This window comes from Nocardioides sp. BGA-UO-ETr-FS32, assembly GCF_059567905.1.
Genome location: NZ_JCAQOX010000015.1, coordinates 341,919 through 366,721 on the forward strand (window position 1 = coordinate 341,919; position 24,803 = coordinate 366,721).

Consider the following 24,803-nt stretch of genomic DNA (forward strand, 5'->3'; position numbering starts at 1 on the left):
CAACCCTTCCTAGGAGCACACCCAGATGCCCAAGATCCTGGAGTTCGACGAGAACGCCCGCCGCGCGCTCGAGCGCGGCGTCGACGCCCTCGCCAACGCCGTCAAGGTGACGCTCGGCCCCAAGGGCCGCTACGTCGTCCTCGACAAGAAGTGGGGCGCGCCCACCATCACCAACGACGGGGTGACCGTCGCTCGCGAGATCGAGCTAGACGACCCGTTCGAGAACCTCGGTGCCCAGCTCACCAAGGAGGTGGCCACCAAGACCAACGACATCGCCGGTGACGGCACCACCACCGCCACCGTGCTCGCCCAGGCCATGGTCCACGAGGGCCTGCGCGCCGTCGCGGCCGGTGCCAACCCGATGGGTCTCAAGCGGGGCATGGACGCCGCGGCGGAGGCCGTCGGCGACGCGCTGCGCGAGGCCGCGCGCGAGGTCGAGACCCGCGAGGACATGGCGTCCGTCGCCACGATCTCCAGCCGCGACAGCCACATCGGCGACCTGCTCGCCCAGGCCTTCGACAAGGTCGGCAAGGACGGCGTGATCACGGTCGAGGAGTCCAACACCATGGGCACCGAGCTCGAGTTCACCGAGGGCATGCAGTTCGACAAGGGCTACATCTCGGCCTACTTCGTCACCGACCCGGAGTCGATGGAGACCGTCCTCGACGACCCCTACATCCTCCTCCACCAGGGCAAGATCTCCTCGATCCAGGAGCTGCTCCCGGTGCTCGAGAAGGTCATCGCGACCGGCAAGCCGCTCTTCATCCTCGCCGAGGACGTCGAGGGTGAGGCGCTCTCGACCCTGGTCGTCAACAAGATCCGCGGCACCTTCAACGTCGCCGCGGTGAAGAGCCCGGCGTTCGGTGACCGCCGCAAGGCGATGATGCAGGACATCGCCGTCCTGACCGGCGGCCAGGTCGTCGCCCCCGAGGTCGGCCTCAAGCTCGACCAGGTGGGCCTCGAGGTCCTCGGCCAGGCGCGTCGCGTGGTCATCACCAAGGACAACACGACCATCGTCGACGGCGCCGGCGACGCCACCGCCGTCGAGGGCCGCGTCAACCAGCTCAAGGCCGAGATCGAGAACACCGATTCCGACTGGGACCGCGAGAAGCTCCAGGAGCGCCTCGCCAAGCTCGCCGGCGGTGTCTGCGTGATCAAGGTCGGCGCCGCCACCGAGGTGGAGCTGAAGGAGAAGAAGCACCGCATCGAGGACGCCGTCTCCGCGACGCGCGCCGCGATCGAGGAGGGCATCGTCCCCGGCGGTGGCTCCGCGCTCATCCACGCCGTGTCGGTGCTCGAGGGCAACCTCGGCCTGACCGGTGACGAGGCCGCCGGTGTCCGCGTGGTCCGCAAGGCGTGCGACGAGCCGCTGCGCTGGATCGCCGAGAACGGCGGCGTCAACGGCTACGTCGTGACCTCCAAGGTCCGTGAGCTCGGTGTCGGCAACGGCTACAACGCAGCCACCGACGAGTACGGCGACCTGGTCGCCCAGGGTGTCCTCGACCCGGTCAAGGTCACCCGCTCCGCGCTCGTCAACGCGACGTCCATCGCCGCGATGCTGCTCACGACGGAGACCCTCATCGTCGAGAAGCCCGAGGACGAGGAGCCGGCCGCTGCCGGTGGCCACGGGCACGGCCACGGTCACTGACCCCGGCCGCTCCACGAGCACGTACGGCCCGCTCCGCACTCCGCCACTCGGCGGGGGCGGGGCGGGCCGTCGCCATTTCAGGCCGCGGTGTTGACGTGCGCGTCACACCTCGCACCACCTCCCGAAACATCGCCCGGGCACCATGGGCGACATGCTGTGGAGAGTGCGCACGACCCTGGACGACCGGCCCGGTGCCCTGGCCGGGCTGACCACCGCCTGCGGCTCCGCGGGCGTGAACATCCTGGGGCTCCAGGTCTTCCCCGGCGTGGACCGGGTGACCGACGAGCTCGTCCTCCGTACGCCCGACGACTGGGAGCTCGCCGACCTCGCCGACCTGGTCGAGCGCTCCGGCGGCACGCGCGTGAGCGTGCTCCCGTGCACCGAGGCCGCGCTGGCCGACCAGCCCACCCGCTACGTGCTGGCGGCGCGGAGCATCCTCGCCGAGCCGGCGACCTTCCCCGACGTCGTGGCCCAGCTCTTCGACGCCGAGGCCGACCCGGACGGTGCGGGGCTCTCGCCGGTGATGGACGGCATGGACCTCGAGATCGGCGACGTCGTCGTCCAGCTGCGGCGTACGGCGCCGTTCACCGCCGCTGAGCACGCCCGCGGCAGGGCGCTCGCCGAGCTCGTCGCGGACGTGCTCGCCGCCTCGGCGGCCTCGGCGGCGCCCGAGCCGAAGGACCTGTCCCTCGACGAGGAGCCGGTCATCGAGGTCCGAGAGGGGGAGGTGTGTGCCGTCGTCGCGGGCGTCGTCGTCGGCCAGGCCGCCTGGGAGGTCGACGCCGAGCACGCCTGGCACGTCGAGCTGTCGGTCGACCCGGCCTGGCGGCGCCGCAGGATCGGGTCGCGACTGCTCCTGGAGACGGCGCGAGCGGCGCGGCGCTCCGAGGCCCACGAGATCGTCCTGCGTACCGCGGCGGACAACCCGGCCGTGCTGCCGCTCGTCCTCGGCACAGGCCTGCGCGGACGGATCCGGATGGGCAGCGACGACCTCACCGTGCGGATCCCGGTGCGGAGGCTCGCCACGGTGTGACGGGCGGCGTCAGCGGATGATCTCGCCGAGGTGAGCGGTCGCCCCGCTGCGGCCGAACAGCTCGACCCTGCCGCCGGCGGGCGTGGTCCACATGAACTGGTCGCCCGGGGTCGGGCCGACGGCCACGCTCCAGCTCGACATGCCATCGCTCAGCCGCAGCAACCGTCCCTCCTCGAAGTCGTAGAGGTAGGTGCCTCCCGTCGCCCTGTCGTACGCGGTCACGGTCAGGTAGTCCCCGCCCGCGACCAGCTGGCCGCCCTCGACGCCGTTGTCCTGCACGGTCATGACCTGGTCGCCCTCCGTCGTGACGACCTGGACGCGGTCGTCGCGCACGCCGCCCTCGTAGGTGCCGCAGTACTGCGACATGGCGATGCGATCACCGTCCGCGCTGAAGCCGAGGAGGTTGCAGCGCTCCCCGAGGGCGGGGTCGAAGGAGGTCTCCTCGCCGGTCACCAGGTCGCGCACGTGCACCCGTCCGGCGTCGCCGTTCTGCGAGTCGGTCCACACCAGCGCGTCGTCGGTGAAGTCGAAGGAGCCCGCCCGCAGGCCCTCGTCGCGCACGTCGCGCTGGTCGGTGAGCGACACCGACCACAGGTCGTAGGTGTCGCCCTCGGCGCCGGCGTCGTCGGCCTCGCCGTCGGGGCCCATCGGCCAGCCGCCCTCCGGGACCTCGCCCCGGGTCGCGAGCACGGGGACGTAGAGGCGCCCGTCCGGACCGACCCGGGCGCCCCACGGCCCGTCGGTCGCGGGGAGGCCGGTCCAGCGCAACGTGTCCCAGGTGCCCCTCGCACGGTCGTAGACGTCTGCCGTCAGGGCCATCGCCAGGTCGCCACCGGACTGCACCGGCTCGCCGGGGCTGACGAGAACGAGCCGCTGCTCGCTGAGCTCGACGGCCCACAGCTGGCTCTGGCCGATGTCACGCGCCTCCGTCAGCCAGTCCTTCTCGCCGGTCGCGGGGTCCATGAGCGCGAAGCGCGGGTAGAGCTGGGTGGAGCGCGGACCGTCCCGGAACAGGACGAGGCCGTCGTCGGTGACCCCGTCGAAGTACTGTCCGTTGTCGGCGTCGAGGTCGTCGTTGGTGTGCGAGGCCAGCTCGCGGTAGTCCTGGCCCTCGACCGCCGGCGTGGCCTCGGCGAGGCGGACCGTGGGACCCTCGGGTCGGGGCACCCCCGCCGCGGCGAGGTCGGCGGGGGAGGGGTTGACCCAGGCGAGCGCCCCGAGTGCGATCGCACCCGCCGCCAGCGACGTACCCCCGACGATCGCGACGCGGCGGATCCGCACCCGGCGGCGGCCTGCGCCGAGGACGGCGCCGAGGTCACTGTGGTCCTGGGGCGGGCGCGCCGACGCCTCGCTCATCAGCTCGCGCAGCTCGTTCACCATGACACCGCTCCCTCGGACTGCTCGCTGGTCGGCGAGTCGCTCAACACGGACCGGAGCGAGAACAGCGCACGGGAGGTCTGGCTCTTCACCGTGCCCTCGGTGCACCCCAGCAGGGCCGCCGTCTCCGCGACCGAGAGGTCCTCGAAGTACCGCAGCACCACGCACGCGCGCTGCCGCGGCGGCAGGTCGGCCAGGGTGGACATCAGCGCCTCGCGGGTGGCCACGGCGGTGGCGACGTCCTCGCCGCTGGCCCTCGTGTGGTCGGCCTCCTGCGGCCGCTCGGTGCTGGACCGACGCCGGGCGTGGTCGAGGCACGCGCTCACCACGGCCTTGCGGGCATAGGCGAGCTCGCCGCCGTTGCGCTCCAACCGCGGCCACCGGACGTACACCCGGATCAGCCCCTCCTGGACGAAGTCCGAGGCCCGCTCCCAGTCGCCGCACATCAGGTACGCGGTGCGCCGGAGGTGGGCGCGCGACGACGCGGCGAACTCCACGAACGCCGCCTCGTCACGCACTGTTCTGCTCCATGTCCGTCTGAACGCAGTGACGCGGCCCGGAGGTTGCACGCACGTCCCGGGAATCCTCGACCATCCCGGGTCACCCGGGCCGGGCGCCCCGCCGCGGCACCGTAGAATGTGCGCCGTGGAGATCCCGGAGAAGTTCGCTGCGCTCGGCCTCACCTACGACGACGTGCTGCTGCTGCCGGGGGAGTCGGACCTCGCGCCCAGCGACATCGACACCACCACCCGCCTGACCCGCGAGATCTCGATCCGCGTGCCGCTGATCAGCGCCGCGATGGACACCGTCACCGAGGCCCGGATGGCGATCGCGATGGCCCGCGAGGGCGGCATCGGCGTGCTGCACCGCAACCTCTCCATCGAGGACCAGGCCCGCCAGGTCGACCTGGTCAAGCGCACCCAGACCGGGATCATCTCCAACCCCGTCACGATCGGCCCCGACGCGACCCTCGAGGAGCTCGACCGGCTGTGCGGCGAGTACCGCGTCTCCGGCCTGCCCGTCGTCGACGTCGACAACCACCTGCTCGGCATCATCACCAACCGTGACCTCCGGTTCACCCCGGTCGCGGAGTGGGCGACGACCAAGGTCGACGAGGTGATGACCCGGGAGGGACTCATCACCGGCCACGTCGGGATCTCGCGCGACGAGGCGACCTCCCTGCTGCGCGCCCACAAGCGCGAGCGGCTCCCGCTCGTCGACGCCGAGGGCCGGCTCAGCGGCCTGATCACCGTGAAGGACTTCGTCAAGGGCGAGCAGTTCCCGCACGCGTCGTACGACGCCGACGGCCGGCTGCTCGTCGGTGCGGCCATCGGCTACTTCGGTGACGCCTGGGAGCGCGCGACCACGCTGGTCGAGGCCGGGGTCGACGTGCTCGTCGCCGACACCGCCCACGGCCACGTCCACCTGCTCCTCGACATGGTCCGCCGGCTCAAGTCCGACCCCGCGACCAGGCACGTGCAGGTCATCGGCGGCAACGTCGCGACCCGCGAGGGCGCCCAGGCGTTCGTCGACGCGGGCGCCGACGCCGTCAAGGTCGGGGTCGGCCCCGGCTCGATCTGCACCACCCGCGTCGTGACCGGCGTGGGCGTGCCGCAGGTGACGGCCGTCTACGAGGCCTCGCTCGCGACCAAGCCCGCCGGCGTCCCGCTGATCGCCGACGGCGGCATGAAGCACTCCGGGGAGATCGCCAAGGCGCTCGTCGCCGGCGCCGACGCGGTCATGGTCGGCTCGATGCTCGCCGGCTGCGAGGAGTCGCCGGGCGACGTCGTCTTCGTCAACGGCAAGCAGTTCAAGTCCTACCGTGGGATGGGCTCGCTCGGCGCGATGAGCAGCCGCGGCAAGAAGTCCTACTCCAAGGACCGCTACTTCCAGGCCGAGGTCGCCAGCGACGACAAGATCGTGCCCGAGGGCATCGAGGGCCAGGTCGCCTACCGCGGGCCGCTGTCCGCGGTCGCACACCAGCTCGTCGGTGGCCTCAACCAGTCGATGTTCTACGTCGGGGCGCGCACCATCCCCGAGCTGCAGGACAAGGGCCGCTTCGTCCGGATCACGTCGGCCTCGCTCAAGGAGAGCCACCCGCACGGCGTGCAGATGACCGTCGAGGCCCCCAACTACAGCGGGTCCTGAGCCTCGCGCCAGCGTCGTACGACCGGCGCGGAGGACCGTGGCAGCGCGGACGAGCGGTTGCCACGCACCTCCGTCCCGGGTCCGGTCGCCAGCCGGTAGGGGCCGGACAGCAGCAGGCTGCCGGCCAGGCGCCGCAGGCGCGACATCTCGGCGCGGACGGTCACGGTGCGGCTCGGGTCGTCGAACAGGTCCTCCGAGAGCTGGGTGGCCGTCCGCCCGTCGGGACCGGCGGCCAGGAGGGACAGCAGGATCTCTGCGTGCCGCGGCGACAGCGCGCGCGACCACGAGCCGCTCGGCCCGCTGACACGAAGGCGCGGGTCGCCGTCCAGGTCGAGCACCAGCGCGGTGGTCGAGGGGTCGGCGGTCTCGCCGTCCTCGAGGCGCAGCAGCCAGCCGCCGTCGAGCGGCTCCGCGGTCGCGTGCCCCAGCAGGGGGAGCCACACGCGGCCGGCACCCAGGCGGTCGGGGAGCGCTACCCGGTCGGGGCTGTGGCTGCCGATGGAGGCGGCCAGGTGTCCGGCGTGGTCGATGGCGAGTGCATCGCCCGTGAGCCCCGCGAGCAGCGGGGCGGCGCGGGCCCGCAGCCGGTCGAGGTCGGCGCGGTGGCGGGCGACCAGCTCGGAGGAGGTCATCTGCGCGGCGAGCTGCACCAGCGCCAGCTCCGCGGGGTGCATGCCGCGGCTCGGACCGCTGACGTCGAGCACGCCCAGGGTGCGACCCGTCCAGGGGTCGACCAGCGGTGCCGCCGCACACCCCCACCGGGTGTGCGACTCGACGAAGTGCTCCGGCCCCTGCACGTGCACCGCGGAGCCGAGCACGAGCGCGGTGCCGATGGCGTTGGTGCCGACGTTGGCCTCGGTCCACGCGGAGCCGCCGACGAAGCCGAGGTCGTCGGCGAGACGGCGTACGGCGCTGCTGCCCAGGCGCCACAGCACCCGGCCCTCGGCGTCGGCGACCACGACCAGCTGCCCGGCGTCGACCACCGGCGCCAAGGACTCCGCCAGCCGCGGGACGAAGTCGGCCAGCCCGCTCGCAGCGCGTCGTCGTTCGAGCTCGGACTCGGCCAGCGGCGGGACCTCGGCACCCGCACCCGGGTCGAGCCCGGCGGCGGCGACGCGGCGCCACGACGCGGCGATCTCCGTACGTGCGCCCGGCGCTCGCGCGGCGCCGGACATCGCCGCCTCCCGGCTGCGGTGCAGGTCGCGATCACTCATGCGTGGGTCCCTCCGGCCCGAGCGGCTGCAACGTCTCGCAACCCTGTCGCCGCCCGGCGTGGGAGGTGTGTGCTCGGTCACACCAGCGTAGGCGAAGGAGAGACGATGACCCAGACCCTGGATCCCGGGACCGACACCACCTCGGGCACCGAGACCGACCCGCAGGCGCGCGTCGATGCGTGGCTCGCCCGCTTCGAGGCGGCCGTCGCCGCCGGCGACGCGCAAGCGGGGGCGGCCCTGTTCGCGACCGACTGCTACTGGCGCGACCTGGTGGCCTTCACCTGGAACATCAAGACCGTCGAGGGCCGCGACGAGGTGGCGGACCTCATCGCCGGCGTCGGGAGCCGCGTCGCCCCTGCCGGGTTCGCCACCACCGAACCGCCGGACGAGGCTGACGGCGTGGTGACCGCGTGGATCGGCTTCGAGACCGCCGTCGGCCGCGGCAACGGCCTGCTGCGGCTGACGCAGGAGGACGGAGAGGACCGGGCGTGGACGCTGCTCACCGCCCTCTACGAGCTGAAGGGGCACGAGGAGCCCCGCGGCACGCACCGCCCGATGGGCACCCAGCACGGCGCCACCAAGGAACGGGTGACCTGGAAGGAGCAGCGGCAGGCGGAGGCCGAGAGCCTCGGCAGCACGACCCAGCCGTACGTCCTGGTCATCGGCGGCGGCCAGGGCGGCATCGCCCTCGGCTCGCGGCTGCGCCAGCTCGGCGTACCCAGCCTGGTCATCGACAAGCACCCGCGCCCCGGCGACCAGTGGCGCAACCGCTACAAGTCGCTCTGCCTGCACGACCCCGTCTGGTACGACCACCTGCCGTACCTGAAGTTCCCCGACAACTGGCCGGTCTTCGCGCCCAAGGACAAGATCGGCGACTGGCTCGAGTCCTACGTGAAGGTCATGGAGGTGCCCTACTGGTCGAGCACGGTGGCCACCAGCGCCACCCGGTCGGAGGAGACGGGGGCGTGGACCGTCGAGGTCGAGCGCGAGGGCAGGCCGCTGACGCTGCGCCCGACGCAGCTGGTCTTCGCCACCGGCATGAGCGGCAAGCCGAGGATGCCCGAGATCCCGGGCACGGACGTGTTCCGCGGCGACGTGCACCACTCGTCCGCGCACCCGGGCCCCGACGCGTACGCCGGCAAGAGGGCCGTCGTGATCGGGAGCAACAACTCCGCGTTCGACATCTGCGGGGCGCTGTGGGAGCACGACGCGGACGTCACCATGGTCCAGCGCTCCTCGACGCACATCGTCAAGAGCGACAGCCTGATGGAGATCGGGCTCGGCGACCTCTACTCCGAGCGGGCACTGGCCGCCGGGGTCACGACGGAGAAGGCGGACCTGATCTTCGCCTCGCTGCCCTACCGGATCCTGCACACGTTCCAGATCCCCGCCTACGAGGCGATGGCCGAGAAGGACAAGGACTTCTACGAGCGGCTGGAGCGGGCCGGCTTCCGGCACGACTGGGGTGACGACGGGTCGGGGCTGTTCATGAAGTACCTCCGGCGCGGCTCGGGCTACTACATCGACGTCGGCGCCGCTGAGCTGGTGGCGAACGGCGAGGTGAAGCTGGCCCACGGCCAGGTGACCCACCTGACCGAGGACGCGGTGGTGCTGGAGGACGGCACCGAGCTGCCGGCCGACGTGGTGGTCTTCGCCACCGGCTACAACTCCATGAACGGGTGGGTCGCGGACCTGATCGACCAGGAGACCGCCGACCGCCTCGGCAAGTGCTGGGGCCTGGGCTCGGACACCACCAAGGACCCCGGGCCGTGGGAGGGCGAGCAGCGCAACATGTGGAAGCCCACCCAGGTCGACAACCTCTGGATGCACGGCGGCAACCTGCACCAGTCGCGGCACTACTCGCTCTACCTCGCGCTCCAGCTCAAGGCGCGCCACGAGGGGATCGAGACGCCGGTCCACGGGCTGCAGGAGGTGCACCACCTAGGCTGAGGCATGACCTCCGCGAAGATCGCCATCGTCGGTGCCGGCGCCGTCGGCTCCACGCTCGCCTACGCCTGCCTGGTGCGTGGCGTCGCGACCACGGTCGCGCTCCACGACGTCGACGCCGACAAGGTGCGCGCCGAGGAGCTCGACCTCCGCCAGGGGCTGCAGTTCCTGCCGACCGCGCACGTGGAGGCGTCCACCGACGTGTCGGTGTGCGAGGGCGCCCGGGTGGTCGCGGTGACCGCCGGGGCCAAGCAGCAGCCCGGCCAGTCCCGCCTCGACCTCGCGGCCTCGACGACGAGCATGCTCCGCACGCTCATGCCGGCTCTCGTCGAGGCCGCACCGGACGCGCGGTTCGTGATGGTCACCAACCCCGTCGACGTCGTCACCTACGCCGCGCAGAAGCTCACCGGGCTCGGCACCGAGCAGCTCTTCGGCTCGGGCACGGTGCTCGACTCGGCCCGGCTGCGCGGGCTGGTCGCGGCGCGCTGCGGGGTGGCGGTGCAGAACGTCCACGCGTACGTCGTCGGCGAGCACGGCGACAGCGAGATCCCGCTCTGGAGCAGCGCGAGCATCGGCGGCGTACCGGTCACCGAGCTCGTGAGCGAGGCCGACCGCGACGCCATGGCCGCCGAGGTCGTCGGCGCGGCCTACGAGATCATCAAGGGCAAGGGAGCCACCAACTACGCCATCGGCGTCTCGGCCGGCCGGATCATCGAGGCGGTCCTGCGCGACGAGAAGCGCGTGCTGCCGGTGTCCACGCTGCTCACCGACTACCACGGCATCGGCGACGTGTGCCTGTCCGTCCCGACCGTCGTGGGCGCCGGTGGCGCGGAGCGTCGCCTGGAGGTCCCGATGAGCGACAGCGAGCTCGCCGGGCTGCGCACGAGCGCCGACCGCATCCGCGCCACCGCCCGCGACCTCGGCTTCTGACCCGACGCCGTTAGGCTGCAGCCCGTGACCGAGATCGAGATCGGCCGTGCCAAGCGCGGTCGCCGCGCCTACTCCTTCGACGACATCGCGATCGTGCCCTCGCGGCGCACCCGCGACCCCGAGGAGGTCAGCACGGCCTGGCAGATCGACGCCTACCGCTTCGACATCCCCGTGCTGGCCGCTCCGATGGACTCGGTCATGTCGCCGTCGACCGCGATCGCGCTGGGCCAGATGGGCGGCCTCGGGGTGCTCGACCTCGAGGGCCTGTGGACCCGGTACGACGACCCGACCGGGCTGCTCGAGGAGGTCGCCGGGCTCCAGGGCGCCGAGGCGACCCGCCGCATGCAGGAGATCTACGCCGAGCCGATCAAGCCCGAGCTGATCACCGCGCGCCTGAAGGAGATGCGGGCAGCGGGGGTCACCGTCGCCGGCTCGCTGTCGCCGCAGCGCACCAAGGAGCACGTCAAGGCCGTCGTCGACGCCGGCGTGGACATGTTCGTCATCCGCGGCACGACCGTCTCCGCCGAGCACGTCAGCAGCCAGTCCGAGCCGCTCAACCTCAAGGAGTTCATCTACGAGCTCGACGTCCCCGTCATCGTCGGCGGCTGCGCGACCTACCAGGCCGCCCTCCACCTGATGCGCACCGGCGCGGCCGGCGTCCTCGTCGGCTTCGGGGGCGGGGCCGCGCACACGACCCGCACGGTCCTCGGCGTGGCCGTGCCGATGGCGAGCGCGGTGGCCGACGTCGCCGCCGCCCGCCGCGACTACCTCGACGAGTCCGGTGGCCGCTACGTCCACGTCATCGCCGACGGCTCCATCGGCAGCTCCGGCGACATCGCCAAGGCCATCGCCTGCGGAGCCGACGCCGTCATGATCGGCTCGCCGCTCGCCCGCGCCACCGAGGCCCCCGGCCGCGGCTTCCACTGGGGCAGCGAGGCCACCCACGCCGAGCTGCCGCGCGGGCAGCGCGTCGAGTTCGCCCCGGTCGGGACGCTGGAGGAGATCATGTTCGGCCCGTCCCGCACGGCCGACGGCACCATGAACCTCGTCGGCGCCCTGCGCCGCGCGATGGCGACCACGGGCTACACCGAGGTCAAGGAGTTCCAGCGCATCGAGGTCGTCGTCCAGCACTGAGCGGAGAGAGTGGAGTCACAAGGTCACGGGGTGCCCTTGCGGCTCCGCGTTCCTGCTTCGGTCGGCCTGCGACAATCGGGGCATGACCCTCGCCAAGGCCCTCGATGCCGACCAGCGCGCCGACGCGCTCCACCAGCTCGGGTCGGGCGAGCTCGACGTCCTGGTCGTCGGCGGCGGCATCGTGGGGGTGGGCGCCGCGCTCGACGCGGTGACCCGCGGGCTGAAGGTGGGCCTGGTAGAGCAGCGCGACCTCGCGTCCGGCACGTCCTCGCGCTCGTCCAAGCTGGTGCACGGCGGCCTGCGCTACCTCGAGATGCTCGACTTCGCGCTGGTCAAGGAGGCCCTCGAGGAGCGGGGGCTGCTCCTCACCCGGCTCGCGCCCCACCTCGTACGCCCGGTGCCGTTCCTCTACCCGCTCGAGCACGCGTGGCAGCGGCCCTACGTCGGCGCCGGCGTCGCGCTCTACGACGGCATGGCGATGACCGGCAAGTACGACATGGGCGTGCCCAAGCACAAGCACGTCTTCCGCAAGCAGCTCGCCCGGATGGCGCCCGACATCCGGACGGACACGCTGCACGGCGCGATCCGCTACTACGACTGCCAGGTCGACGACGCCCGGCTGGTGATGACCATCGCCCGCACCGCCGCCAACAACGGCGCGCACGTCGCGACCCGCACCAAGGTGATCGGGTTCCTGCGAGAGGGGGAGCGGGTCGTCGGTGTACGCGCCCGTGACCTCGAGGGCCAGCGCGACCTCGAGATCCGCGCGCGGGTCGTCATCAACGCCGCCGGGGTGTGGACCGACGAGGTGCAGAAGCTGATCGGCGGGCAGGCGCAGCTCGACGTCGACGCGAGCAAAGGCATCCACCTCGTCGTGCCCAGGGACCGGATCCGCTCCGAGTGCGGGTTCATCACCAAGACCGAGAAGTCGGTGCTCTTCGTGATCCCGTGGGGCCAGTTCTGGATCATCGGGACGACCGACACCGCCTGGGACTACGACCTCGCGCACCCGGCCGCGAGCAAGACCGACATCGACTACCTCCTCGGGCACGTCAACCGGCTCCTCAAGGACCCGCTCGACCACCGCGACGTCATCGGCGTGTGGGCCGGGCTGCGCCCGCTGCTCAAGCCGATGCGCAAGGAGGGCGAGATGGGGGAGACGACGAAGCTCTCCCGCGAGCACACCGTCACCAACCCCGTGCCCGGCCTCGTCCTGGTCGCCGGCGGCAAGCTGACGACCTACCGCATCATGGCCAGGGACGCCGTCGACCACGCCATCCGCGACTTCGACGCCACGCCCGCCTCGATCACCGACCGGGTGCCGCTGATGGGCGCGTGGGGCCACGAAGCGCGCACCAACCAGCGCGTGGCGCTGAGCAGGTCGTCGGGCCTCGACGTCCGCGTGATCGACCACCTGCTCGGCCGCTACGGCGGGCTCATCGACGAGCTGCTCGAGCTCATCCACGAGCGCCCCGAGATGGGCGAGCCGCTCCCCGGGGCGGAGCACTACCTGCGCGCCGAGGTCCTCTACGCCGCGACCCACGAGGGCGCGCGCCACCTCGACGACGTGCTGGCCCGGCGTACGCGTGTGTCGATCGAGACCTTCGACCGCGGGATCTCCGCGGCCCGCCCGGCCGCCGAGCTGATGGCCGAGGCGCTGGGGTGGGACGAGGCACAGGTCGCGGACGAGGTCGACCACTACCTGCGCCGCGTCGAGGCCGAGCGGCAGAGCCAGCTCATGCCGACCGACCAGGAGGCCGACGAGGCGCGCGTGAAGGCGCCCGAGATCGTCTGAGCCGCACGACCGGACCGGCCGCGCCGGGCATTGGACAAATGTGCTCGAAGTGTCAAATGCTGGGATGAAGTGACCAACCAGTAGCAACCGGGAGCGAGGGCGACCTACGCTGCACGGATGAGTGAGCACAGCCACACCGGCGCGTCCTCCGGCGGCTCGATCGGCGACGGCCCCGCCGACCCCGAGCACGACAGCACGGCTGCCTACGGCCTCGACCGGGCGTACGTCGCGAGCCTCACGCGCCGCGTCGTCAGCACCACCGGCGAGACGGCCGCCGTGGCCTCGCCCATCGGGCGGACCCCCCTCGCGCACGTCCCGCAGTCGAGCCCGGCCGACGTGGCCGAGGCGTTCGCGCGGGCGCGCCGTGCCCAGTCGGCGTGGGCGGCGACCTCGATCGACGACCGCGCCGCCGCGCTGCTGCGGCTGCACGACCTGCTCCTCGACCGCCAGGACGAGCTGATCGACCTCGTCGTGTGGGAGTCCGGCAAGGCCCGCAAGGACGCCTACCTCGAGGTCGCGCACCTCGCGCTGACCGCGCGCTACTACGCCCGCACCGCCCACGAGCACCTCGACAGCGTGCGCGTCGGCGGCATGTTCCCGGTGCTGACCCGCGCCGAGGTCAACCGGGTCCCCAAGGGCGTCGTCGGCATCATCTCGCCCTGGAACTACCCGCTCAGCATGGCGTTGTGCGACGGCATGCCGGCCCTGCTCGCCGGCAACGCCGTCGTCGCCAAGCCCGACGCGCAGACGATGCTGACCGCCCTGCTGGCCGCGCAGCTGCTCGACGAGGCCGGCTTCCCGCCGGAGCTGTGGCAGGTCGTCGCCGGCCCCGGACCCGAGGTGGGCGGCGCGATCGTCGCGCACGCCGACTACGTCTGCTTCACCGGCTCGACCGCCACCGGCCGCAAGATCGCGCAGGGCTGTGCCGACCGGCTCATCGGCTGCTCGCTCGAGCTCGGCGGCAAGAACCCGATGCTCGTCCTCCGCGACGCCGACGTGCAGCGCGCGGCCGAGGGCGCCACCCGCGCGGTGTTCTCCAACGCCGGGCAGCTGTGCGTGTCGATGGAGCGGCTCTTCGTCGCCGACCAGGTCTACGACCGGTTCGTCGACGCGTTCGTCTCGCGCACGCAGGCGATGACCCTCGGCGCCAGCCACGAGTGGTCGGTCGACATGGGTTCGCTGATCTCGCAGGCGCAGCTCGACACCGTCACCGCCCACGTGGAGGACGCCGTCGCCAAGGGCGCGCACGTGCTCACCGGCGGCCGGCACCGGCCCGACCTCGGGCCGTACGTGTTCGAGCCGACGATCCTCGAGGGGGTGTCGGCCGACATGGAGTGCTTCGGCAAGGAGACCTTCGGCCCGGTGGTCTCGATCTACCGCTTCCACAGCGAGGACGAGGCGGTCGACCGCGCCAACGACGGGCAGTACGGCCTCAACGCCTCGGTCTGGACGCGCGACGCCGCCCGCGGCCGTACGATCGCGCGCCGCATCAAGTGCGGCACCGTCAACGTCAACGAGGCCTACGGCGCGACGTTCGGGTCGCTCGGTGCGCCGATGGGCGGCATGCGCGAGTCGGGCATGGGCCGCCGCCAGGGCGCCGAGGGCATCCTGCGCTACACCGAGTCCCAGTCCGTCGCGACGCAGCGGCTGATGCCGATCGCGCCGATGTTCGGGATGTCGGAGGAGACCAACGCCAAGGTGATGACCACCGCCCTGCGCCTGCTTAACAAGCTGGGCCGAGCGTGAGCAGCGACAACGTGAGCGCGCACTACGACGTCCTGGTCATCGGGTCCGGCTTCGGCGGGTCGGTCACCGCGCTGCGGCTCACCGAGAAGGGCTACACCGTCGGCGTGCTGGAGGCCGGCGCGCGCTTCGAGGACGACGAGCTGCCGGAGAACGGCGGGGACGTGAAGAAGTTCCTGTTCCGTCCCGAGGTGGGGCTCTACGGCATCCAGCGGATCGACATCGTCCGCGACTGCCTCATCCTGGCCGGAGCGGGTGTGGGCGGCGGTTCGCTCAACTACGCCAACACGCTCTACGAGCCGCTCGACCCGTTCTACCGGGATCCGCAGTGGGCGCACATCACGGACTGGAAGTCCGAGCTGGCTCCCTACTACGACCAGGCCAAGCGGATGCTCGGCGTGGTCGAGTACGCCAGGACGACGCCTGCCGACGTGGCCATGAAGAAGGTCGCGGACGAGATGGGCGTGGGCGACACCTTCCACCCCACGCCCGTCGGGGTCTTCTTCGGCGAGCCCGGCCAGCCCGAGGGCGAGCGGGTGGCCGACCCGTTCTTCGGCGGCGCCGGCCCCGATCGCACCACCTGCATCAACTGCGGCTCGTGCATGACCGGGTGCCGCCACAACGCCAAGAACACCCTCGTCAAGAACTACCTCCACCTCGCCGAGCAGGCGGGCGCCGTCGTCCACCCGCTGACCACGGTCACCGACGTCCGGCCCCGCGACGGCGGCGGCTACGAGGTCACGGCCCGCTGGACCAAGGCCAAGCTGTCGCGACGTACGGCGACGAAGACGTTCACGGCCGACCAGGTCGTGTTCTCCGCCGCCGCGATCGGCACGCAGCGACTGCTGCACCGGCTCAAGGCCGAGGGGTCGCTGCCACGGATCTCCGACCGGCTGGGTGTCCTCACCCGCACGAACTCCGAGGCCATCCTCTGGGCGACGGCCAACGACGACTCGATCGACTGGTCGGAGGGGGTGGCGATCACCTCCAGCTTCCACCCCGACGAGCACACCCACGTCGAGCCCGTCCGCTACGGCCCCGGCCGCAACGTGATGCCGCTGATGGCGACGGTGCTGGTCGACGAGGTGACGGGCGAGAAGCGGTGGCGCACCTGGGGCAAGGAGCTGTGGCGCCAGCGCAACGGCCTGCGCGACCTCTACTCGCTGAACACCTGGTCGCGACGGACCGTGGTCGCCCTGGTGATGCAGACCCTGGACAACTCGATCAGCACGGTGTGGCGCACGCGTGGCGGCGTCGGCTACATGTCGTCGGTGCAGGGCCACGGAGCACCCAACCCGACCTACATCGCCGCCGCCTACGACGCCGTACGACGCCTCGCGCGGATCATGGGCGCGCGTCAGGCGTACGGCGCCGTCGGGGAGCCGCTCGGGATGCCGTTGACGGCCCACTTCATCGGGGGCTGCGCCATCGGCGACTCCCCGGAGGCCGGCGTCATCGACCCCTACCAGCGGATGTACGGCCACGACGGCCTGCACGTCGTCGACGGCTCGGCGGTGTCGGCCAACCTCGGGGTCAACCCGTCGCTGACGATCACCGCCCAGGCCGAGCGGGCGATGGCGTTCTGGCCCAACAAGGGCGAGGCCGACCCGCGGCCGGCGCTGGGCTCGACCTACCGCCGGGTGGCGCCCGTCGAGCCCAAGAACCCGGTCGTGCCGGACGCCGCGCCCGGTGCGCTGCGGCTGCCGATCGTCGGCGTCAGCTGAGTCGCAGGACTCATCGGCCAAGATTCATCGACCAGCGCCGTAACCACCCTCCGCAGGCGTCGTTGGGCGGAGTAAGGGGTCCGGCAGTCATGCTCCCTCCCAAGGGTCGGGCTCCGAGTCTCGGCGCTGCTCGCAGGGCTGGGACTCAAGCGTCAGGGCCCGATCACCCTCCCTCCCCGATCGGGCCCTGATGCGATTTCCAGCCGCCGACGGCGCAGCCGGCGGGGGCGTTGGAAATCGGGTCGAGTAGGCCCGGCGCCGCGAAGCGGGGCCGACGGCCGTATCGAGACACACCCCGATCATCGGACGTGAGAGCGCCGATAGACTCCGCGGCGTGACGCAGCCTGCAGAGCACGACCTGGTCCTCGTCGTCGACTTCGGGGCCCAGTACGCCCAGCTCATCGCGCGGCGCGTGCGCGAGGCGCGAGTCTACTCCGAGATCGTGCCGCACACGATGCCGGTCGCCGACATGCTCGCGCGCAACCCGAAGGCGATCATCCTGTCCGGCGGGCCGTCCAGCGTGTACGCCGAGGGTGCGCCCGGCATCGACACGGCCGTCTTCACGGCCGGGGTCCCGGTCTTCGGCATGTGCTACGGCTTCCAGCTGATGGCGAAGGGCCTCGGCGGCGAGGTCGCGCACACCGGCGCGCGTGAGTACGGCCGTACGCCCGTCTCCGTCACCGAGCCCGGCACCCTGCTCGCCGGGATCCCGGGCGAGCACAAGGTCTGGATGTCGCACGGCGACTCGGTCGCCCAGGCGCCCGAGGGGTTCACCGTCCTCGCGTCCACCGACGTCACGCCGGTCGCCGCCTTCGAGGACGTCGACCGCGGCCTCGCGGGCGTCCAGTGGCACCCCGAGGTGCTGCACTCCGAGCACGGCCAGAAGGTCCTCGAGCACTTCCTGCACCACATCGCGGGTGCCCGGCAGACGTGGACGATGCTCAATATCGCCGAGGAGCAGATCGAGCGGGTCCGCGATCAGATCGGCGACCGCGGCCTCGCGATCTGCGGGCTGTCGGGCGGTGTCGACTCCGCGGTCGCGGCGGCGATCGTGCAGCGCGCCATCGGCGAACGGCTGCACTGCGTCTTCGTCGACCACGGGCTGCTGCGCGAGGGCGAGGCCGAGCAGGTCGAGCGCGACTTCGTCGCCGCGACCGGTGTGAACCTCCACGTCTACGACGCCCGCGAGACGTTCCTCGCCGCGCTCGCCGGGGTCACCGACCCGGAGGAGAAGCGCAAGATCATCGGCCGCGAGTTCATCCGTGCGTTCGAGGCCGCCGAGGTGCAGGTCCTGGGCGAGGCTGCGGAGCAGGGCGAGAAGGTCGGCTTCCTCGTGCAGGGCACGCTCTACCCCGACGTCGTGGAGTCCGGCGGCGGCGCCGGCACGTCCAACATCAAGTCCCACCACAACGTCGGGGGCCTGCCCGAGGACCTCGAGTTCGCGCTCGTCGAGCCGCTGCGCACCCTGTTCAAGGACGAGGTACGCCTCGTGGGCGAGCAGCTCGGCCTCCCCGCCGAGATGGTGTGGCGCCAGCCGTTCCCCGGTCCCGGCCTCGGCATCCGGATCATCGGTGAGGTCACCGCCGACCGGCTCGACATCCTGCGCCGCGCCGACGCGATCGCCCGTCAGGAGCTCACCCGCGCCGGCCTCGACCGCGACATCTGGCAGATGCCGGTCGTGCTGCTCGCCGACGTCCGCTCCGTCGGCGTCCAGGGCGACGGTCGCACCTACGGACACCCCGTCGTGATCCGCCCGGTCACCTCCGAGGACGCGATGACCGCCGACTGGGCGCGGCTGCCCTACGAGGTGATGGAGCGCATCTCGACCCGCATCACCAACGAGGTCGAGGAGATCAACCGGGTCACCCTCGACATCACCTCGAAGCCGCCGGGCACGATCGAGTGGGAGTGAGCCGGGCTCACAGCAGGCCGGCCGCGCGGAACATCCGCTCGTAGATCGCGCGCACCACGGGCTGCTTGACGGAGTTGTAGCGCATCCCGAAACCGAGCGCACCGTGGTCGGCGCCGGGTGCGTCCACGTGGGCGAGCGCAGCGCGCTTCGCCTCGGCGTACAGCTCCCGGTCCTCGTCGTGCTCGGTCAGCCAGTCGCGGAACATCCGGTGCCTGACCAGCTCGGGACAGTCGGGTCCGAAGACGTGCAGGTGGACCCGTGGTTCGGTCAGCATCTTGAAAAGCCGGTGCTGGTGCCAGCCTGGCTCGGTGAGCCAGTGGACCAGTCCGAGCGACTCGAGGGCGGGCACGTACGACGCCTCGTCGACGGGGTCGGCCACGGCGACGTCGATGTCGATGATGGGCTTGGCCGGGAGGCCCGGCACCGAGGTCGAGCCCACGTGCTGGATGGCGAGGAGCCGCTCGCCGAGCGCGGTCGAGATCTGCTGCTCCAGCTCGGCGTAGCGCTGAGGCCACGTGGGGTCGGGCTCCTCGATCCGTACGACGTAGCCCGTCGGGTGCGCCCCGACGTGGACGACCTCGCCGTCGTCGTGGTGGCGGGTGATCTCCTCCGGCGTCGGCACGCGCCCATCAGACCACGGCTTGATCATCGGCCCCGAGGCTGCCACGGTCGGCAGATGACCCACCTGCACGGCCTGCTGCTCGCCGAGTTCGAGGCCGCCGCTTCCCGTGCCGCTGCGGTGCGGCCCGAGGTCGAGGCGGAGACCGCGCGCGAGCTGATGGCCGAGGCCGCGGAGATGCTGCACAACAGCCTCGCCCTCGAGGCGCTCACCGAGGGGGACGCGGCCGTCGTCGTCCGCAACCTCGCCTCCGACCTGACGACGCCCGATCCCGGGGAGGCCGTACGAGCCAGGTCTGCGGCTGTGGCCCAGGAGTCCGCTGGGCTGGACGAGCCCGATGTCGTGGCGGAGACCTACCTCGTGTGCGCGGCGGTGCTGCAGCTCTGACGGGGGTGTCCCTGCCCCGTGAAGGCCGCCCTAGCCTGTGGGCATGGGCAACCAGTTCGCCGATCATGTGCTGGAGGGTGACGGCTTCCGCCTCAGCCCCTTGGGTCCCGGTGACGTCGAGGACGTCACGTCGGGCTGCCGCGATGAGGTCACGCAGCAATGGCTACCGCTCCCGGTGCCCTACACCCCCGACGTGGCGCGCGCCTTCATCGAGCAGATGGCACCCGGGATGCACGCGAGCGGCGCAGGCCTGGTGCGACGGATCGAGGTCTCTGGACGGTTGTGCGGCGTCATCGACCTGAAGAAGACCGACTGGCGAGCGGGCACGACCGAGATCGGCTACTGGGTCGCGCCCTGGGCGCGAGGACGCGGCCTTGCCGGCAAGGCGTCGAGAGTCCTCGCCGACTGGGCTCTGACCGAGCAGGACATGGCGCGAGTCGTGATCCGCTGTGCGACCGGCAACGTGCCGTCGCAGAAGGCAGCGGCGTCGGCCGGGTTCGTCCGCGAGGGAGTCGCGCGGTCAGCCGGGATCGTCCACTCCGGAAGAGTGGACCTCGTGGTCTTCAGCAAGATCTCGTCGGATCTCCGCGTCGCGTAGCGGCGGGGCCGGGACGTGCTTCGCGCCCCCTGGCTGTCGTCTGTCAGGGGGTGCGGGGCGGGGTCATCGTCGGCGGGGTCGCGGGACGCCGGGCGGGGCGGGTGGGTCGATCGCGGTAGCGCCGGTCCGGTCGCGGCGGTAGCGGTGGCCGTGGGGTGAGGTCCACTCGAACACCCCGTTCTCGACCATCTCGTATCGCCAGGCGGAGTGGGTCTTCAAACGATGGTGGAACCGGCACAGGCAGGCCAAGTTGTCGGTCCGCGTGGGACCGGGCTGGGGTCTGCCCTCGGCGTCGGCGTCGTGGTCGTACGCGACGACATGATCGACGTCGCAGCCGCGTGCCGGGCGGGTACACCACGGGAACACACACGTCCGATCCCGAAGGTGCACTTGCTCGCGGATCCGGGCGGGGATCTCGTAGCCCTGCGCGGTGAGCTGGGCGTTGAGGTCGATGACCGGCTTGATCGTGACCTTCGTGCGCGTGTCGGTACACCAGGAGCGGACCTGGTCGAGCAGGGCGAGGCGCTGACCGTTCTCCATGCGTCCGGTGGGCCCGAACACCGTCTGCTCGCCGACCACCGATACGTCGAAGTGGGCGTGGATGACGACCTCGCGAGCGTGCGGGAGGTTCGGCTGGTCGTCGGCGTCGGCGTCGGCGTCGGCGTCAGAGCTGGTGTTGGTGGTCGAGGTGCGAGCCTCGACACCATCGTCCGGTGCTGCACCGTTCTGGAAGGCCAGGTCGAGTGCGGTCTGCGTACGCGCGAGGTCGCCCAGTGCCTTGGCGCGTCGTGCGTCGAGCGGCAGCTGGGACCCGAGGGCCTTCTGCGTAGCGGCGTGGTGGGCGACGGCGCGGTCGAGGTCCAGGGCGTCGGCGATGTCGACCTCGGCCTCGATGCGCATCGTCCCGGCGTAGTGGACGTCGTCCTTGTTGACGGTGACGTGGCGGGGGTCGACGGCGAGGTAGCCGTCCTCGGGGTCCGCGGTGGGGTCGGCGGTGGCGAGGTCGTAGCGCTTGATCGTCTCCGCCACGAGCCGGTCGAGCTGCGCGGTGCCGATGCGTCCGGCGACGGCGGCGACCTGGGAGTCGACGAACCCCACCGCCTCACGAGTGAGTGCGGGCGAGGAGTGGATGGTCGTGTCCGCAACAACCCTCGCCCGCCACGCAGGAACGTGTCCGGCGTGGACCTGTGCCCACAGCCGTGGGAGGCGGTGCCGCAGCTCGAGGGCGTGGCCGATGAGCTTCTTCGCCGCGGTCGTCGAGATGCCGAGGGTGATGCCGAGCTCGGCGACGCAGAACTCCGCAACCAGGGGTGCACCCTCCCCGGCGATGGGCTCCTCGTGCTCACACCCCGGCACGGTGAACGATGCGGCGTCGTGGATCGACTCGGGCGGGTGCAGGTCCGCCCACCGGGCCGCGAGGACCAGCTGGTCGGCTGCAGCCTGCTCCTCGGCGGCCTTGCGCTCACGGATCGAGGCAAGCACCTGCGAGGCTGAGAGGTCGTCTGCGACCACTCGTGCCTCGGCTGCCATTCCGTCGATCATGTGCTCGAGTTTAGTCGTCGGGTCCGACAGCGGCGATGCCTGCGGACGGTTGCTGGCCATGGTTTCTCGGACTTTTCGTGACGGGACGTCGTCCCTCCTCGACCAGCGAGGAACGGGGGTCAGGAGGCCCGGTCAGCCTGACTCCTCGAGGCACGTCTCGTAGGAGACGTTGCGCGGACAGCCGCGGAGGTCGGAGCCGATCACGAGCCCGGTCATCAGGGTCGCGAGGACGGCGAGGATGGCGGCGTACGCACCCAGCCGCACGCTGCGGCGTACGAATGCGTAGACCGTCAGCGGGAGCCCGGCCACCACGCCGGTCACGAGGAGCAGGATGCGAGTGAGGCCTGGGTCGGTCGCAAGGCCGTAGCCGCCGCCCGTGCACCCTGAGACGCCACAGATCGAGAAGCCCGCGGCGAGGGCCGGACCGGTGGCAAGCACCAGCCCGAGGACGACGAGTGCCGCCGCGAGCGCCGCCGAGACGCTACGTGTCTCCATCTCGCCACCCTGCCAGACGTCTAGGGTCGACTCCATGCCGCGCGCCCTGCACCACCTCGACCTGTGGGTCGACGACGTCGCGACAGCTGAGGGGGAGTGGGGTGGCTGCTGGCCCGGTGCGGATGGCAGCGCGAGGAGGGGGTGCTGTCCTGGGTGCACCCCGACGGCACCTACGTCTTCATGGAGCGTTCGCCCGACCAGCACGGCGCGCACGACCGCCTGCGGCCCGGGATCAACCACCTCGCCACCACCGTGGAGTCGCGCGAGGAGCTCGACCGGATGCGGTCGGAGTCGACGGAGCACGGCTGGCACGAGCTGTACGCCGGTCGCTACCCGCACGCGGGCGGCGAGGACCACGTCGCGCTCTACCTGGAGAGCTCCGAGGGCTTCGAGGTGGAGGTCGTCGCGGGCGAGTGACCTCCGGAAGGGTGGTCGCGCTGGCCATGGCATCGGGTCTAGGTTGCTGGGTGGTCCGACGAAGCTGATCCTCGGGAGGCAACCATGGGCTCCGACACCCTGATCAACGCGACCTGGCTGGACTACCTGCTGGTCGCGATCTACTTCGGCTTCGTGCTCGGCATCGGGGTGATGGCGCGGCGGTCGGTCTCGGACTCGATCGACTTCTTCCTCTCCGGCCGCTCGCTGCCGGCGTGGGTGACCGGTCTGGCGTTCATCTCCGCCAACCTCGGTGCCGTCGAGATCATGGGCATGTCCGCCAACGGCGCCCAGCTCGGCCTGCCGACCTTCCACTACTTCTGGGTCGGTGCCGTCCCGGCGATGCTCTTCCTCGGCGTCGTGATGATGCCGTTCTACTACGGCTCCAAGGTGCGCTCGGTGCCGGAGTTCATGTTCCGACGGTTCGGCACCGGAGCCCATCTGGTCAACGCCATCAGCTTCGCGGTCGCCCAGCTGCTGATCGCCGGCGTCAACCTCGCCCTCCTCGCCGGCATCGTGCGCGCCCTTCTGGGCTGGCCGATCTGGGTCTCGCTGATCGTCGCCGGGGCGGTGGTGCTGTCCTACATCACGCTGGGCGGACTGAGTGCGGCGATCTACAACGAGGTGCTGCAGTTCTTCGTCATCGTCGCCTCCTTGCTCCCCCTGACACTCATCGGCCTGAACCGCGTGGGGGGCTGGGACGGCCTGACCGAGAAGATCAGCGCCGCCTCGGCGGACGCGTCCTCGGCGTCCGACGCACCACCGGCCGCGCAGCAGCTGAACGCCTGGCCGGGCGAGGCGCTCTCCGGCTTCGACTCGCCGCTCCTGTCGGTGATCGGCATCGTCTTCGGCCTGGGCTTCGTGCTGTCCTTCGGCTACTGGACGACCAACTTCGTCGAGGTCCAGCGGGCGATGGCCTCCGACTCCATCTCCGCCGCGAGGAAGACGCCGATCATCGGCGCCTTCCCCAAGATGTTCGTGCCCTTCATCGTGATCGTGCCCGGCATGGTCTCCGCCGTCCTCGTCGCGGAGATGATCGAGCTCAAGGACGGCGGCAGTCCCGCGGGCGGCGCGTCCGGCGACGTGACCTACAACGACGCCCTGCTCCTGCTGATGCGCGACGTCCTGCCCAACGGCCTCCTCGGCCTGGCGATCGCCGGCCTCCTCGCCGCCTTCATGGCCGGCATGGCCGCCAACATCTCCGCCTTCAACACCGTCTTCTCCTACGACCTGTGGCAGCGCTACATCCGCAAGGACCACAGCGACGACTACTACCTGCGGATCGGCCGGCTGGCCACCGTGGGAGCGACGGTCATCGCGATCTTCACCGCCCAGATCGCGCTCGGCTACGACAACGTCATGAACTACCTCCAGACGCTGTTCGGGTTCTTCAACGCCCCGCTGTTCGCGACGTTCATCCTCGGCATGTTCTGGAAGCGGATGACCCCGACGGCCGGCTGGGTGGGTCTGGTGGCAGGCACGCTGTCGGCGATCGCGGTCGACCGCACCGCGGCGGCTGGCGTGTTCGAGCTGTCCGGGCAGGGAGTGGCGTTCCTCGCGGCGTCGGTCGCCTTCGTGGTCGACATCGTGCTGAGCATCGTGGTGTCGCTGGTGACCAAGCCCAAGCCTGCCGAGGAGCTCCGCGGCCTGGTCTACTCCGAGACACCCCGCGAGGACCGCACCGACCCGAACGAGGCGTCGTACCCGTGGTACCGGCGCACTGCACCGCTCGCCGGCATCGCGCTCGCGATGGTCATCGTCCTCAACTTCGCCTTCTGAGAGGGGCCAGCATGTCCACGACGGCGTCCGAGACCGACGGCAAGCCCAAGAAGGCCGGCCTCTTCGACATCCGCAACATCATCGGCGCCCTGATGGCGTTGTACGGCGTGATCCTCGCGCTGGCCGGACTCCTCGGCGAGCACGAGCCGGAGAAGACCGGTGGGGTGAACGCCAACCTCTGGACCGGCCTGGCCCTGCTCGCGGTGGGGTTGGGCTTCTTCGCGTGGGCGAAGCTCCGGCCGATCGTCGTACCTCCCGACGTGGACGCCCCCGACGACGACCCGACGCGCCCGGCGCCCCAGCGCAAGCGGCCGCCCACGCACTGAGCCATGCCCTAGATTCC

Annotated in this window: 21 protein-coding genes; 15 read left to right on the forward strand and 6 right to left on the reverse strand. The window is 71.4% G+C overall.

What is annotated here, in order from left to right:
- Positions 1 to 25 precede the first annotated feature (25 nt).
- Both groL and AC57BS_RS15175 read left to right on the forward strand, forming a co-directional pair.
- The gene (gene groL, locus AC57BS_RS15170) at positions 26 to 1,648 is read left to right on the forward strand and encodes a chaperonin GroEL (RefSeq protein ID WP_496412264.1); all 1,623 of its coding nucleotides are present in this window, start codon (positions 26 to 28) and stop codon (positions 1,646 to 1,648) included.
- Between the two features lie 163 nt (positions 1,649 to 1,811).
- Positions 1,812 to 2,681: a GNAT family N-acetyltransferase gene (locus AC57BS_RS15175; RefSeq protein WP_496412265.1), complete on the forward strand. Its 870-nt coding sequence runs from the start codon at positions 1,812 to 1,814 to the stop codon at positions 2,679 to 2,681.
- A gap of 9 nt (positions 2,682 to 2,690) precedes the next feature.
- On the opposite strand, the gene AC57BS_RS15180 is transcribed toward AC57BS_RS15175, so the two are convergent.
- Both AC57BS_RS15180 and AC57BS_RS15185 read right to left on the reverse strand, forming a co-directional pair.
- Positions 2,691 to 4,061, reverse strand: a complete 1,371-nt coding sequence (locus AC57BS_RS15180; RefSeq protein WP_496412266.1) for a TolB-like translocation protein — start codon at positions 4,059 to 4,061, stop codon at positions 2,691 to 2,693.
- The gene (locus AC57BS_RS15185) at positions 4,055 to 4,576 is read right to left on the reverse strand and encodes a SigE family RNA polymerase sigma factor (RefSeq protein ID WP_496412267.1); all 522 of its coding nucleotides are present in this window, start codon (positions 4,574 to 4,576) and stop codon (positions 4,055 to 4,057) included. The genes AC57BS_RS15180 and AC57BS_RS15185 overlap by 7 nt, the downstream gene beginning before the upstream one ends.
- Before the next feature lie 118 nt (positions 4,577 to 4,694).
- On the opposite strand from AC57BS_RS15185, the gene guaB reads away from it, so the two are divergent.
- The gene (guaB, locus tag AC57BS_RS15190; protein ID WP_496412268.1) at positions 4,695 to 6,206 is read left to right on the forward strand and encodes an IMP dehydrogenase; all 1,512 of its coding nucleotides are present in this window, start codon (positions 4,695 to 4,697) and stop codon (positions 6,204 to 6,206) included.
- Here guaB and AC57BS_RS15195 read toward each other — a convergent pair.
- The gene (locus AC57BS_RS15195) at positions 6,191 to 7,420 is read right to left on the reverse strand and encodes a GAF domain-containing protein (RefSeq protein WP_496412269.1); all 1,230 of its coding nucleotides are present in this window, start codon (positions 7,418 to 7,420) and stop codon (positions 6,191 to 6,193) included. The genes guaB and AC57BS_RS15195 overlap by 16 nt on opposite strands.
- 105 nt (positions 7,421 to 7,525) lie before the next feature.
- On the opposite strand from AC57BS_RS15195, the gene AC57BS_RS15200 reads away from it, so the two are divergent.
- From AC57BS_RS15200 to guaA, 7 genes are all read left to right on the forward strand, one after another.
- Positions 7,526 to 9,370 (forward strand): flavin-containing monooxygenase, encoded by a 1,845-nt coding sequence (locus AC57BS_RS15200; RefSeq protein ID WP_496412270.1) that lies wholly within the window; start codon positions 7,526 to 7,528, stop codon positions 9,368 to 9,370.
- A gap of 3 nt (positions 9,371 to 9,373) precedes the next feature.
- Entirely contained in the window at positions 9,374 to 10,297 is a 924-nt protein-coding gene (locus AC57BS_RS15205; protein ID WP_496412271.1) for an L-lactate dehydrogenase, read from the forward strand.
- A 24-nt stretch (positions 10,298 to 10,321) separates the two neighbouring features.
- Complete coding sequence (locus tag AC57BS_RS15210; RefSeq protein WP_496412272.1) at positions 10,322 to 11,431, forward strand: GuaB3 family IMP dehydrogenase-related protein; 1,110 nt, start codon at positions 10,322 to 10,324, stop codon at positions 11,429 to 11,431.
- A gap of 82 nt (positions 11,432 to 11,513) precedes the next feature.
- Positions 11,514 to 13,226: a glycerol-3-phosphate dehydrogenase/oxidase gene (locus AC57BS_RS15215; protein ID WP_496412273.1), complete on the forward strand. Its 1,713-nt coding sequence runs from the start codon at positions 11,514 to 11,516 to the stop codon at positions 13,224 to 13,226.
- Between the two features lie 117 nt (positions 13,227 to 13,343).
- Positions 13,344 to 14,972, forward strand: a complete 1,629-nt coding sequence (locus tag AC57BS_RS15220) for a succinic semialdehyde dehydrogenase (RefSeq protein ID WP_496412274.1) — start codon at positions 13,344 to 13,346, stop codon at positions 14,970 to 14,972.
- Between the two features lie 11 nt (positions 14,973 to 14,983).
- Entirely contained in the window at positions 14,984 to 16,693 is a 1,710-nt protein-coding gene (locus AC57BS_RS15225; protein WP_496412752.1) for a GMC oxidoreductase, read from the forward strand.
- A 334-nt stretch (positions 16,694 to 17,027) separates the two neighbouring features.
- Positions 17,028 to 18,605, forward strand: a complete 1,578-nt coding sequence (guaA, locus tag AC57BS_RS15230; protein WP_496412275.1) for a glutamine-hydrolyzing GMP synthase — start codon at positions 17,028 to 17,030, stop codon at positions 18,603 to 18,605.
- 7 nt (positions 18,606 to 18,612) lie between these two features.
- Here the strand turns inward: guaA and AC57BS_RS15235 are convergent, their stop codons facing one another.
- On the reverse strand, positions 18,613 to 19,254 hold the full coding sequence (locus tag AC57BS_RS15235; RefSeq protein ID WP_496412276.1) for a GrpB family protein: 642 nt from the start codon (positions 19,252 to 19,254) through the stop codon (positions 18,613 to 18,615).
- 27 nt (positions 19,255 to 19,281) lie between these two features.
- On the opposite strand from AC57BS_RS15235, the gene AC57BS_RS15240 reads away from it, so the two are divergent.
- Complete coding sequence (locus AC57BS_RS15240) at positions 19,282 to 19,611, forward strand: hypothetical protein (protein WP_496412277.1); 330 nt, start codon at positions 19,282 to 19,284, stop codon at positions 19,609 to 19,611.
- 43 nt (positions 19,612 to 19,654) lie between these two features.
- Positions 19,655 to 20,209 carry a GNAT family N-acetyltransferase gene (locus AC57BS_RS15245; protein ID WP_496412278.1) on the forward strand — a complete coding sequence of 185 codons (555 nt, stop codon included), beginning with the start codon at positions 19,655 to 19,657 and terminating at the stop codon, positions 20,207 to 20,209.
- Positions 20,210 to 20,272: 63 nt separating this feature from the next.
- On the opposite strand, the gene AC57BS_RS15250 is transcribed toward AC57BS_RS15245, so the two are convergent.
- Positions 20,273 to 21,751: an HNH endonuclease signature motif containing protein gene (locus tag AC57BS_RS15250; protein ID WP_496412279.1), complete on the reverse strand. Its 1,479-nt coding sequence runs from the start codon at positions 21,749 to 21,751 to the stop codon at positions 20,273 to 20,275.
- Between the two features lie 132 nt (positions 21,752 to 21,883).
- A complete protein-coding gene (locus AC57BS_RS15255) occupies positions 21,884 to 22,246 on the reverse strand; it encodes a hypothetical protein (protein ID WP_496412280.1) in 363 nt (120 codons plus the stop codon).
- Between the two features lie 96 nt (positions 22,247 to 22,342).
- On the opposite strand from AC57BS_RS15255, the gene AC57BS_RS15260 reads away from it, so the two are divergent.
- From AC57BS_RS15260 to AC57BS_RS15270, 3 genes are all read left to right on the forward strand, one after another.
- Positions 22,343 to 22,663: a VOC family protein gene (locus AC57BS_RS15260; RefSeq protein ID WP_496412281.1), complete on the forward strand. Its 321-nt coding sequence runs from the start codon at positions 22,343 to 22,345 to the stop codon at positions 22,661 to 22,663.
- Between the two features lie 84 nt (positions 22,664 to 22,747).
- Positions 22,748 to 24,460, forward strand: coding sequence for a sodium:solute symporter family protein (locus AC57BS_RS15265; protein WP_496412282.1), 1,713 nt, complete (start codon positions 22,748 to 22,750; stop codon positions 24,458 to 24,460).
- 11 nt (positions 24,461 to 24,471) lie between these two features.
- Positions 24,472 to 24,786 carry a hypothetical protein gene (locus tag AC57BS_RS15270; RefSeq protein ID WP_496412283.1) on the forward strand — a complete coding sequence of 105 codons (315 nt, stop codon included), beginning with the start codon at positions 24,472 to 24,474 and terminating at the stop codon, positions 24,784 to 24,786.
- The last annotated feature ends 17 nt before the right edge of the window (positions 24,787 to 24,803 follow it).